10 protein-coding genes and 1 tRNA gene are annotated in these 11,813 nt (G+C 63.2%); 4 read left to right on the top strand and 7 right to left on the bottom strand.

Annotated features, from left to right (window positions below; all coding sequences use genetic code 11):
* The first annotated feature begins 39 nt into the window (after window positions 1-39).
* The 4 genes from Q0949_RS13330 (at window position 40) to Q0949_RS13315 (ending at window position 4,645) form a co-directional block, all read left to right on the top strand.
* Window positions 40-996, top strand: a complete 957-nt coding sequence (locus tag Q0949_RS13330; RefSeq protein WP_299373007.1) for an ABC transporter permease — start codon at window positions 40-42, stop codon at window positions 994-996.
* A 130-nt stretch (window positions 997-1,126) separates the two neighbouring features.
* A complete protein-coding gene (locus Q0949_RS13325) occupies window positions 1,127-1,942 on the top strand; it encodes an ABC transporter permease (protein WP_299373649.1) in 816 nt (271 codons plus the stop codon).
* Between the two features lie 85 nt (window positions 1,943-2,027).
* Window positions 2,028-3,662: an ABC transporter ATP-binding protein gene (locus Q0949_RS13320; RefSeq protein ID WP_299373004.1), complete on the top strand. Its 1,635-nt coding sequence runs from the start codon at window positions 2,028-2,030 to the stop codon at window positions 3,660-3,662.
* Window positions 3,663-3,808: 146 nt separating this feature from the next.
* Window positions 3,809-4,645 (top strand): alkaline phosphatase family protein, encoded by an 837-nt coding sequence (locus Q0949_RS13315; protein ID WP_299373001.1) that lies wholly within the window; start codon window positions 3,809-3,811, stop codon window positions 4,643-4,645.
* A gap of 6 nt (window positions 4,646-4,651) precedes the next feature.
* On the opposite strand, the gene Q0949_RS13310 is transcribed toward Q0949_RS13315, so the two are convergent.
* From Q0949_RS13310 to ugpE, 7 genes are all read right to left on the bottom strand, one after another.
* A complete protein-coding gene (locus Q0949_RS13310) occupies window positions 4,652-5,119 on the bottom strand; it encodes a hypothetical protein (RefSeq protein WP_299372998.1) in 468 nt (155 codons plus the stop codon).
* Window positions 5,120-5,265: 146 nt separating this feature from the next.
* Window positions 5,266-7,164, bottom strand: a complete 1,899-nt coding sequence (locus tag Q0949_RS13305; protein WP_299372996.1) for an acyl-CoA synthetase — start codon at window positions 7,162-7,164, stop codon at window positions 5,266-5,268.
* 206 nt (window positions 7,165-7,370) lie between these two features.
* Window positions 7,371-7,799 carry a peptidoglycan-binding protein LysM gene (gene lysM / locus Q0949_RS13300; RefSeq protein ID WP_299373646.1) on the bottom strand — a complete coding sequence of 143 codons (429 nt, stop codon included), beginning with the start codon at window positions 7,797-7,799 and terminating at the stop codon, window positions 7,371-7,373.
* Window positions 7,800-7,869: 70 nt separating this feature from the next.
* Window positions 7,870-9,681 carry an ABC transporter transmembrane domain-containing protein gene (locus Q0949_RS13295; RefSeq protein ID WP_299372993.1) on the bottom strand — a complete coding sequence of 604 codons (1,812 nt, stop codon included), beginning with the start codon at window positions 9,679-9,681 and terminating at the stop codon, window positions 7,870-7,872.
* A 98-nt stretch (window positions 9,682-9,779) separates the two neighbouring features.
* Window positions 9,780-9,853, bottom strand: a tRNA-Gly gene (locus tag Q0949_RS13290).
* Window positions 9,854-9,896: 43 nt separating this feature from the next.
* Entirely contained in the window at window positions 9,897-10,958 is a 1,062-nt protein-coding gene (gene ugpC, locus Q0949_RS13285; protein WP_299372990.1) for a sn-glycerol-3-phosphate ABC transporter ATP-binding protein UgpC, read from the bottom strand.
* Window positions 10,959-10,961: 3 nt separating this feature from the next.
* Window positions 10,962-11,798, bottom strand: a complete 837-nt coding sequence (gene ugpE / locus Q0949_RS13280) for a sn-glycerol-3-phosphate ABC transporter permease UgpE (protein WP_299373643.1) — start codon at window positions 11,796-11,798, stop codon at window positions 10,962-10,964.
* Between the last annotated feature and the right edge of the window lie 15 nt (window positions 11,799-11,813).

Here is an 11,813-nt window from a genome sequence, read left to right as displayed (position 1 = left end):
GCACGCCGCTGACCTCCACCCCATCAGGATCCCGCAGTCATGCACCCCATCCTCCGACTTGTCTTGCAACGCCTGGGCCTCGGCCTGTTGTTGTTGCTGGCCGCCTCCGCGCTGATTTTCGGACTGACCGAAATTTTGCCCGGCGACGCCGCCCAGGCCATCCTGGGCCAATCCGCCACCCCCGAAAGCCTCGCCAACCTGCGCGAGGAAATGGGCCTGAACCGTCCCGCGTTCACCCGCTATGTCGAATGGCTGGGCGGGATCGTGACCGGCGACATGGGCACCGCCCTGACCAACAAGCTGCCCATCGGTGAACAGGTCGCCCGGCGCATGTCCTCGACCCTGTTCCTTGCCTTCTGGGCTGCGATCATCTCGGTCCCGCTGGCCATCCTGCTGGGCCTGATCGCGGTGCGCTACCAGAACCGCTGGCCGGACAAGCTGATCTCCGGCATCACGCTGGCCTCGATCTCGCTGCCCGAATTCATGATCGCCTATATCCTGGTGTTCTTCTTCGCGGTGAAACTGTTCTGGGCGCCGTCCTTTGCCTCCGTCTCACCGGGCATGCCGCTGCTGGACCAGCTCCACGCCATCTCGCTGCCCGTGGCCGTTCTGACGCTGGTGGTGCTGGCGCACATGATGCGCATGACGCGTGCCGCCATCCTCAACGTGATGCAATCGGCCTATATCGAAACCGCCGAACTCAAAGGCCTCACGACCTTTACCGTGATCCGCAAACACGCCTTTCCCAACGCAATCGCCCCCATCGTCAACGTGGTGATGATCAACCTCGCCTACCTCGTGGTGGGTGTCGTGGTGGTCGAGGTTGTGTTCGCCTATCCCGGCATGGGCCAGTACCTCGTGGACGCAGTGGTCAAACGCGACGTGCCCGTGGTGCTGGCCTGCGGCGTCATCTTTGCCGCCGTCTATATCATTCTCAATATTGTCGCTGACGTGGTGTCCATCCTGGCCAACCCAAGACTGAGGCACCCCAAATGAGTTTTTCACCGAAAAAACTCATTTCGTGCGACCAAGCGTATGCGCACGCATGCGCGGGGAGGCACCCATTTGCCAATCTGGGTGCCAAACAAAGCCTCACACCACCAAAAAAGATGGGCCTAACCCCATGCTGAAAAACATTCCCCTCTCCGCCGCCATTGGCCTGATCATCACCGGCACCTATTTCCTCGCCGCCATCTTCGCAGGCGTCATCGCCCCCTATGGCATGGCCGAAGCCGTGGGTGACGTCTGGGAGCCCTCCTCCGCCGAACACTGGCTCGGCACCGACCAGATCGGGCGCGACCTGCTGACCCGCATGATCTACGGCGGGCAGACCACGATCTTCATCGCCACAGCCGCCACCATCCTCAGCTTCACCACAGGCGCGGTTCTGGGCTTCATCGCCGCCGTGTCGGGGGGCTGGATCGACCAGTTGATGAGCCGCCTCGTCGACCTCTTCATGTCGATCCCCTCGCTGATCCTTGCCCTTGTGATCCTCAGCTCGATCGAGGCCACCGTACTGACCCTCATCGTCATCATGGGCCTACTGGACAGCACACGCGTCTACCGCCTCGCCCGCGCCGTGGCCGTCGACATCTCCGTCATGGACTATGTCGAAGCGGCCCGGCTGCGCGGCGAAAAGCTCGCCTGGATCATCTTCCGCGAGATCCTGCCCAATGCGCTGTCGCCTCTGGTCGCCGAAATGGGCCTGCGCTTCATCTTCATGGTGCTCTTCATCTCGACCCTGTCCTTCCTCGGCATCGGTGTCCAACCACCGCTGGCCGACTGGGGCGGCATCGTGAAAGAGAACAAGGAAGGCATCAATTTCGGCATTGGCGCGGCTCTCTACCCGGCCGTCGCCATCGCCACGCTGGCCATCAGCGTGAACCTGATCGCCGACTGGATCCTGAACCGCACCACATCGCTGAAAGGGGGCCGCGGATGATCCATGCAGGATGGTGGGCAGATTGCCCACCCTACATACAGACCCGTAGGGTGGGCAATCTGCCCACCAGCCCGGAGCCGAAATCATGACGACACCACTTCTCCAAGTCCGCGGCCTGAAAATCGGCGCAACAGTCTATCCGCCCGGCGAAAAACCCCATGACATCGAAATTGTGCACGGCGTCGATTTCGACCTCGAGGCAGGCAAGGTCCTTGGCCTGATCGGCGAATCCGGTGCCGGCAAGTCCACCATTGGCCTGGCCACCATGTCCTACGGACGCGGCGGCGTGGAACTCACCGGCGGCACGGTCAAGGTCAATGGCCGCGACGTGATCTCCGCCAGCGCCCGCGACATCCGCAGGCTGCGCGGGGCCGAGGTCACCTACGTCTCCCAATCCGCAGCCGCCTCTTTCAACCCGGCCAAGCGCATCATGGAACAGGTGATCGAAGCCGCGGTATTCCAGGGCAAGTTCTCCAAATCAGACGCCGAACAGCGCGCGCGGGACCTCTTTGCCAAGCTGGGCCTGCCCGACCCGAACAATATCGGCAACCGCTACCCCCACCAGGTCTCGGGCGGCCAACTGCAACGCTGCATGACGGCGCTGGCGCTCTGCCCCGAACCCGACCTCGTGGTCTTTGACGAACCGACCACCGCGCTGGATGTGACCACCCAGATCGACGTCCTGAAGGCGATCAAGGACGCCATCCGCGACACCGGCGTGGCCGCGCTCTACATCACCCACGACCTCGCCGTCGTGGCGCAAGTCAGCGATCACATCATGGTCCTGCGCATGGGCGAAATGGTCGAATATGGCACCACCGACCAGATCATCAACGCGCCCAAGGAAGAATACACCCAAGCCCTCGTCTCGGTCCGCTCGATCACCCACGAGGAAAAGCAACCGACCGAACCGGTGCTGCGCGTCGAAAACATCACCGCCCGCTACAAGGGCACCAATTTCGACGTCCTGCACAACGTGAACGTCGATCTCAGCCCCGGCCAAACCCTCGCCGTGGTGGGCGAAAGCGGCTCGGGCAAATCCACCCTCGCCCGCGTGATCACCGGCCTCCTGCCCCCCCGCGACGGCACCATCACCTTTGCGGGCCGCACGCTGACGCCGGATCAACCCTCCCGCAGCCTCGAAGACCTGCGCGAACTCCAGATGATCTACCAGATGGCCGACACCGCCATGAACCCGCGTCAGACCGTGGGCACGATCATCGGCCGACCGCTCGAATTCTACTTCGGCCTCAAGGGCGCGGAAAAACAGAACCGCATCCAGGAATTGCTGGACGAGATCGAACTGGGCAGCGGCTTTCAGGATCGCTATCCCGCCGAGCTCTCCGGCGGCCAGAAACAGCGCGTCTGCATCGCCCGCGCGCTGGCGGCCAAGCCCAAGCTGATCATCTGCGACGAGGTCACCTCGGCCCTCGACCCGCTGGTGGCCGACGGTATCCTCAAGCTGCTCCTCAACCTGCAAAAGATCGAGGACGTGGCCTATCTCTTCATCACCCATGACCTCGCCACGGTGCGGGCCATCGCCGACAGCATCGCCGTGATGTATCAGGGCCGCGTGCAACGCTACGGCACCAAGTCCGAAGTGCTTACCCCGCCGTTCGACGACTATACCGACCTGCTGCTCAGCTCGGTGCCGGAAATGAAACTCGGCTGGCTCGAGGACGTGATCGCCAACCGCAAGATGGAAAGTGCCGGCAACTAAGCGCCTGCGGGACGGCGGGTGGGGCGAATTTGGCAAAGCCAAAGAGCGTCACCCCGCCGTCCCCGCACCCCCCTTTGCACTTCTGCACAGATGACCCCGCCCCCCGACACCGCTAGGCTAGGGCCAGAAACCGGGACCCGATTGCCATGACCACTAAACTCCTTCTGATCATCCTCGACGGCGTGCCCCTGCGCAATTTCCGCCGCCTCTTCGGCAATCTCGAAGGCTGGGTCGACAGCGGCGACGCCCAGACCTGGACCCACCGCAGCGTGCTCCCCTCGATCTCGGCCTCCTGCTACGCCTCCATCCACACTGGCGTCGCACCCGCAGACCATGGTTGCACCGGCAATGGCAACGTTTTCCGCCTCTCGCACCCGGACGTCTTTGCCCAGGTCCGCAAGGGCGGCGGCACCACGGGCGCGGTCGCGCATTCCTTCTGGTCGGAATTCTTCAACCGCGCGCCCTTCGACGTGGTCCGCGACATCGAATATGACGAACCGGACAGCGCCTCGATCAACCACGGGCGCTTTCACACCATGACGGGCTATGACCACACCAACCAGATGACACCGTCGGATGTCGACCTCTTCGGTACCCTCACCAACCTCTGCGCGCGCTTCGATCTCGACTATGCGATGCTGCACACCTGCACCCTCGACAGCATGGGCCACCGCTTTTTCCACGACTGTCAGGAAATGGACCACGCCTGTTTCGTCATGGACGAAATGCTGGCCCCCTTCATCCCGCGTTGGCGCGGCATGGGCTACGAGGTGATCGTGACCGCCGACCACGGACAGGACGACCGCGGCCATCACGGCGGGCGGGGTGCCTTGCAACAGGAAACCGCGCTCTACTATTTCGGCGCGGCCAAGGGGCCGGAGCCCGACACGGTCATAGACCAGCTCCAACTTGCGCCGACGATCCTGCACCGGCTCGGCGCGCCGGTGGCTGATACCATGCGTGCCAAACCCTTCCTGACATGACGTCTCTCAGGTGACGGCGGCCTTGTGCGCGGCAAAGACCTGCGCCAGCCGCGCAGCCTGCTGCAAGCCCTGCACCTGCCGGTGCAGATTGCCCGCCCCGTCAAACAGCAGCAGCGTCACATGTGGCACGTTGTACCGTCGGGCAAAGGCCGCGCCCGAAGGCGTGGTGATATCCGCCACCAGATAGGTCATGCCGCAATCGTCGAAATCCCGCAGCGCCGCGCGGGTCTGTTTCTGCAAGGCGGTGCAGGTCGGGCATTGCGGGTCGTGGATCTGCACGATGGCCGGGCTGCCCTGCCCCACGCGGGCCAGATCATGTTCGGCGGCATAGGTGCGGAACGAATTGGCGCCCCAGATCCCGCTGCCCACCACCACGGCCGAGGCCACGGCCCCGCCGGACAGGACCGAGCGGCGCGACAGGGTTGCGGCTTTCGGCGCCGGTGCTGCCTTGGTGCGTTTGCGGGATTTGGGCATCGGAGCCTCCGGGCTGATCTGACATTGCCCGCACCCTACCCCAAGGCCGCGGCCCGCTCCGGTCACGTCTATGTCATCAGACAGGAAAAGAACGCGCACATGGTCCCACGTGCGCGCCCCCCCCCCTAAATCCGGTCCGGGCAGTCTTACTCCGCCGCCATTGCCGCGCTGTCCAGCTCCCATGGGCGGATGAAATCGCCCAGAACGGTCTGGATCGCGTTCTCGCTCGACCCGCCGGCGGCGATCTGCGCCACAAGCCCGCGTTTCTTGTCGTCGATCACCGACACGACCCGCGCGTCCAGCCCGGCCTCTGACAGGGCGGCATTGTAGATGCGGGTGATCGCATCCTTGCGCAGATCGGGCTTGAACACCTTGCCCACGGCAGTCTTGGGCAGCTCGTCGAGGATCGTCATATGCTTGGGCTGCGCTGCGCGCTCCAGCACATGTTCCTTGCAGAACGCCATAAGCTCATCCGGGGTGGTGCTGGCCCCATCGACCAGTTCCACATAGGCACAAGGCACTTCGCCCGAATGTTTGTCCGGCTGACCAATCGCCCCGGCAAAGGCCACGGCCTCGTGGCCCAGCAGCGCCTCTTCGATCTCGGCGGGGTCGATGTTGTGCCCACCACGGATGATCAGATCCTTGGCGCGGCCCGTGATCCAAAGATACCCATCGCTGTCAAACCGACCCAGATCGCCCGTGCGCAGGTATTTTTCGTTGTAGTAGAGATCGTTGTTCTTTTCGGCCTCGGTATAGGTGTTGCCCGGCCACACGCCCGGATTGCTCACGCAGATCTCGCCGATCTCGTCCACGGCCACCTCGACCGGACCATCGGGCGTGCCCTTGTAGATCTTGACGTCCGTATAGGGGAACGGAATGCCCACGGACCCGATCTTCTTTTCACCGTCGATAGGGTTGCCCGACACAAGGCAGGTCGCCTCGGTCATGCCATACCCTTCCACGATCTCGACCCCCGCTGCCGTCTCATAGCGCTTGAACAGCTCCTGCGGCAGTGGCGCCGACCCGGAGAAGGTGGATTTCACCGTACCGATATCCGCATCGATCGGGCGCTGCATCATCGCGGCAATCGCGGTAGGCACGGAGGCGATGAACGTCACCTTCCAACGCTCGGTCAGCTTCCAGATGTTGTCGAACACACCCTCACCCCGATAGCCCTGCGGCGTCGGGAAAATGCAATGCGCGCCGGAGGCCAGCGCGCCCATCATCATCACCTGCGCGGCCATCACGTGGAACAGCGGCAAGGGCGCGAGGATATTGTCATTCTCATTCAACAGAACCGTGGCACCGATCCATCCGTTATAGACCATGCCCGAATACTTGTGCTGCGCCACCTTGGGCATACCCGTGGTGCCGCCGGTGTGGAAATAGGCCGCCACGCGGTCTTCCTGCACATCCTCGAACTGAAGCGTCTTGGGCTGCTTGGCCACTTCGGAGTTGAAATCGTGGTAATCGACGCCCGGTGCCTTCTGCATCTTGGGGCGGATCAGCGGGATGATCAGGGATTTGATGCCCGACACATGGGTCAGCAGATCCACCTCGAGCACCGATTTGACGTTGGGCGCAAGGCTCACCGCCTTGGCGGTCTTTTCGGCCACATCCGTCTTGGGGAAGGCGCGCAGGGTCACGACGACCTTGGCACCGGTCTCGCGCAGGATCGCACCGATCTGTTCGGCATCCAAGAGCGGGTTGATCGGGTTCACGATCCCCGCCGTGGCCCCGCCCAGCAGGGTCAGCACCGTTTCGGTCGCATTGGGCAGAACAAAGGCCACCACATCCGTGGGTCCAATGCCCATGCTGCGGAACAGGTTCGCGGTCTGGGCCGTGCGGTCGCGCAGCTGTGTCCAGTTGAGCGTCTCCGCCTTGGACTTCGGATCCGAGAAGATCTGGTAGCTGACCGCGTTATGCGTCGGAAACCGCGTCGCGGTGTCGCTGAGCATGCCAAAGACCGTCTTGGCAACGTTGCGGTCTTCCCACGGCATCTCGTTTTGAATGGCGTCGCGATCCGCGATCCCTGCAAATGGCATAGTTATCCTCCCTGTGCGCCGTCTATGTGCGGCATCGTGTCTCTTCCCTTGAATTCAAAATGCGGCGGATTGCAGTAATGTGCAAGGATTGCGGTCCGTGCCGCAACCGTAGGGACGCCGCGTCAAACCATATGACCTTGGGTCACGAAAAAGGCGGCAGGCCCAAAAGACCTACCGCCCTACACCGCCATTTTTGGCGTATTGGGTCAGTCCTGCGGAATCCGCAGCACCTGACCGGGATAGATCTTGTCCGGATGCGTCAGCATCGGCTTGTTCGCCTCAAAGATCTTTTCGTAATGCGCGCCGTTGCCGAGCGTCGCGGCCGAGATGCCCCACAGCGTGTCACCGGGCACCACTGTGTGGAACACCGGATCGGTGTCGCTGGGCACGTCATCCTCGACGGCCGCCACACCTTCGACATTGCCGACGGCCAGAATGACCTTTTCCTTCATTTCCTGGCTGACGGCGGTACCAGACACCTTGACCTTGTCGCCCTCGACCGTGATGTCGAGGCCGCTGTCGTCCAGACCCAGATCCTTGATCTCGTCCTTCAGCGTGCCGCCATCCAGCTCGGCCGCGTCATCGCCGCCGAACAGTTTCTTTCCCTTGCCTTTGACAAAGCTCCACAATCCCATAGCCATCCCTCTCAGTTTTATTTGCTATGATTTCGTCTGACCACGGCAGAGGGGCGACCGGTAAGGGGAATTATTCCGCGGCGATGCCATCCGTGAACTGCAAGCGCGCCAAACGGGCATAAAGCCCGCCTTCGGCTACCAATTGATCATGTGGACCCTGCGCGACGACGCGGCCCTGATCCAGCACCACGATACGGTCGGCCTTTTTCACCGTCGCCAGACGGTGCGCCACGATCAGGGTGGTGCGTCCGGCGGCGAGGGTATCCACCGCCTCCTGCACAGCCCGCTCGCTTTCGGCATCAAGCGCGCTTGTCGCCTCGTCCAAAAGCAGAACCGGCGCGTCCCGCAGGATGGCGCGTGCAATGGCGATGCGCTGCTTTTGCCCACCCGACAGCATCACGCCGCGCTCGCCCAGAGGGCTGTCATAGCCGTCTGGCAGACCGGTGATGAACTCATGCGCCGCAGCGGCCCGTGCTGCGGCCTCGATCTCGGCCTGGCTGGCTCCGGGGCGGCCAAAGGCGATGTTCTCCGCCGCCGAGGCGGCAAAGATCATCGGATCCTGCGGCACCAGCGCGATATGGGCGCGGAACGCCTCGCGCGCCATGTCCGCCACGTTCACCCCGTCAAGGCAGATCCGCCCCTCCTGCGGGTCATAGAACCGCAAGAGCATCTGGATGATCGTCGTCTTGCCCGCGCCCGACGGCCCGACAAAGGCCACGGTTTCACCCGGCTGGATGTCCAGCGTCACGCCGTCCAGCGCATTGATCGCGGGCCGCGCCGGATAGGCAAAGCGTACATCCTCGAACCGGATATGCCCCCGCACGGGCGCGGCCAGCACCTGCGGCGCGTCCACATCCCGCACCGCATCGCGCGTCTGCAACAGCTCGACCAACCGTTCCGTCGCCCCTGCCGCACGCTGCAATTCGCCGATGATCTCGGACAGGGCGGCCACTGCGCCTGCGACCATCACCGCGTAAATCACGAACTGGATCAGCGCGCCCATGGTCATGGCGTCAGACCGCACGTCATTGGCCCCGATCCACAGCACACCCACGATGCCCACGAACACGAGGAAGATGACGATGACCGTCATCGCCGCCCGCGTGGTGATCCGCCGCTTGGCCGACCCATAGCTGGCCTCGGTCACATCCGAGAACATCGCCCGGCTGGCCGCCTCATGGGTGAACGCCTGCACCGTCTGCACCGCGCTCAGCTGTTCGGAAGCGCGCCCCGACGAGGCCGCAATCCAGTCCTGGTTCTCCCGGCTCAGCACCCGCAGGCGACGACCCAGCACGAGGATCGGCACCACCACCGCCGGCACGATCAGCAACACAAGCCCCGTCAGCTTGGCCGAGGTCAGCAGCATCAGCACCAGCCCGCCCACAAAGATCAGCACATTGCGCAGCGCGATCGAAATGGACGACCCCACGACGCTCAGGATCAGGGTCGTGTCGGTGGTGATCCGGCTCAGCACCTCGCCGGTCATGATGTTTTCATAAAAGCTCGGCGACATGCCGATGACGCGGTCGAACACCGCCTTGCGAATGTCCGCCACGACCCGTTCGCCCAGCCGCGTGACCAGCGCATAGCGCAGGCCCGTGCCAATCGCCAGCAGCCCGGCAATGCCGATGGCCGCAAGAAAATAAAGGTCCAGTACCGCCGCGTCCGCCGTGTCGAAATTGTCCACCACGCGCCGCACCGCCAGAGGCAGCGTCAGCGAGATGATCGCCGTCGCAACCAGCGCCGCAATCGCGGCCGCCATCAGCTTCCAATAGGGTTTCAGAAACGGCACCAGCGCGCGCAAGGCCCCGATCTTCTTGGATTTCTCACGCTCCTGCTCCCCTGCATTCGGGGGTGTCGGTGCGGTCGTCTGATCAGTCATGCGGTCTCCGTGCGATGCGCGTGCTCTGCACATGGCCGCAAGCTGGCTGTCAGGTCAAGTGGACAGGGCGGCGCAGGCCGGATCGAAGGAAAAATTTCTGGAGCGGGCGGCGGGAATCGAACCCGCGTCATTAGCTTGGAAGGCTAAGGTCTTACCACTACACAACGCCCGCTCTGCGTGCCGGAATTAAGTGATGCGCCCTGCAAGGTCAAGGGTCAGCGTGGCCCGTTTCGGCGCAATCCGGTGTGCGCGTCAAACAGATGCGCCTGCCCGGGCTGGACGGAAAACCGGATCTCCTGCCCGTCGCCGCGCGCCACGTGAACGCCGGGCAAACTGGCGGTAAAGGGCTGCGCGGCACCGTTCAACGTGCCATGAAACAAGGTGTTTGCGCCCAAGGGCTCGGTCATCTGCACCCGCAGGGTCAGTGGCCCCTCCGCGTCCTGCACCACGTGTTCGGGCCGGATGCCGACCTTGACCGGCCCGTCCGCGCCCACCCCGGTGGCCACGGTCAGCTCTCCCAGACGCACCTGCCCACCGGACAGGTCCGCATCCATGATGTTCATCGCCGGGCTGCCGATGAACTGCGCGGCAAAAAGGGTGCGCGGTGTTTCGTAAACCTCGAGCGGGGTGCCGATCTGTTCGGCCACACCGCCGTTCATCACGATCATGCGATCCGCCATCGTCATCGCCTCCACCTGATCGTGCGTCACATAGAGCGACGTCACCCCCAGCTTGGCCTGCAAATCGCGGATCTCCAGCCGCATCTGCACCCGCAACTTTGCGTCGAGGTTCGACAACGGCTCGTCAAAGAGGAACACGGCAGGCTCACGCACGATGGCACGGCCCATGGCGACGCGCTGGCGCTGCCCGCCCGACAACTGCTTGGGTTTGCGGTCCAAGAGCGCCTCCAGCTGCAACAGCCGCGCGGCCTCCTCGACCTTGGCGTTGATCTGCTCCTTGGGCATCTTGGCGATCTTCAGCCCGTATCCCATGTTCTGGCGCACCGACATGTGGGGATACAGCGCATAGTTCTGAAACACCATCGCGATGTCACGGTCCATGGGCTCACGGTCATTGGCGCGGGTGCCACCGATCATCACATCGCCCGACGTCACCGTCTCCAACCCGGCCACCATCCGCAACAGCGTCGATTTCCCGCAGCCCGACGGGCCCACGATCACGATAAATTCGCCATCCGCAATCTCTGCGCTGATGCCGTGGATCACGTCCGTCGGGCCAAAGCTCTTCTTGACGTCGTTCAGGGTCACTGTCGCCATGGTCTATTTCTCACTGTCCACAAGGCCGCGGATAAAGAGCCGCTGCATCCCCACCACCACGATCACCGGCGGGATCATCGCCAGGATCGAGGTGGCCATGATCACCGGCCAATCGGCCACATCATCGCCTGACGGGAACATCTGCTTGATCCCCATCACAATCGTATTCATCTCGGGATCCGTCGTGATCAGCAGCGGCCACAGGTACTGGTTCCAGCCGTAGATAAACAGGATCACGAACAGCGCCGCGACATTCGTGCGGCTCATCGGCACCACGATATCCCAGAAAAACCGCATCGGGCTCGCCCCGTCGACGCGCGCGGCCTCGGCCAGCTCATCCGGGATGGTAAGGAAGAACTGGCGAAACAGGAACGTGGCCGTCGCCGACGCGATCAGCGGAAAGATCAGCCCGGAATAGCTGTTCAGCATCCCGAACCCCGCGACCACCTCATAGGTGGGCACGATCCGCACCTCGACCGGCAACATCAGCGTCAGAAAGATCATCCAGAAAAAGATATTGCGCCCCGGAAACCGGAAATAGACAATCGCAAAGGCCGACAGGAGCGAGATGACGATCTTGCCCACCGCGATGCCGATGGCCATCACGAGGCTGTTGATCAGCATCGTCGACACCGGCACGTTCACCCCTGAAAACAAGGCGGCGCTGTAGTTCTCCCAGAACTGGTCGCCCGGCCAGAGCGGCATGGGCGGGCGCACGATCTCGGGCTGGGTCACGGTCGACGCGACAAAGGCCAGCCAGATCGGGAAAAAGATCACCAGCACGCCGAGGATCATGAACACATGCGTCAGCCACAGCCCCGCACCACGCTTTTCCACCATGCCATGCACATCCTT

Source organism: uncultured Tateyamaria sp., assembly GCF_947487805.1.
Classification (GTDB): Bacteria; Pseudomonadota; Alphaproteobacteria; order Rhodobacterales; family Rhodobacteraceae; genus Tateyamaria.
Note: the sequence above shows the minus strand (reverse complement) of the source record. Positions and strands in the feature narration are given on the sequence as shown.

What these genes read in the sequence shown, in the direction of transcription:
- Q0949_RS13330 (WP_299373007.1), top strand. Translation starts at nt 40, where the DNA reads ATGCACCCCATCCTCCGACTTGTCTTGCAACGCCTGGGCCTCGGCCTG.
- Q0949_RS13320 (WP_299373004.1), top strand. Translation starts at nt 2,028, where the DNA reads ATGACGACACCACTTCTCCAAGTCCGCGGCCTGAAAATCGGCGCAACA.
- Q0949_RS13315 (WP_299373001.1), top strand. Translation starts at nt 3,809, where the DNA reads ATGACCACTAAACTCCTTCTGATCATCCTCGACGGCGTGCCCCTGCGC.
- Q0949_RS13310 (WP_299372998.1), bottom strand. Translation starts at nt 5,119, where the DNA reads ATGCCCAAATCCCGCAAACGCACCAAGGCAGCACCGGCGCCGAAAGCC.
- Q0949_RS13305 (WP_299372996.1), bottom strand. Translation starts at nt 7,164, where the DNA reads ATGCCATTTGCAGGGATCGCGGATCGCGACGCCATTCAAAACGAGATG.
- lysM (WP_299373646.1), bottom strand. Translation starts at nt 7,799, where the DNA reads ATGGGATTGTGGAGCTTTGTCAAAGGCAAGGGAAAGAAACTGTTCGGC.
- Q0949_RS13295 (WP_299372993.1), bottom strand. Translation starts at nt 9,681, where the DNA reads ATGACTGATCAGACGACCGCACCGACACCCCCGAATGCAGGGGAGCAG.
- ugpC (WP_299372990.1), bottom strand. Translation starts at nt 10,958, where the DNA reads ATGGCGACAGTGACCCTGAACGACGTCAAGAAGAGCTTTGGCCCGACG.
- ugpE (WP_299373643.1), bottom strand. Translation starts at nt 11,798, where the DNA reads ATGGTGGAAAAGCGTGGTGCGGGGCTGTGGCTGACGCATGTGTTCATG.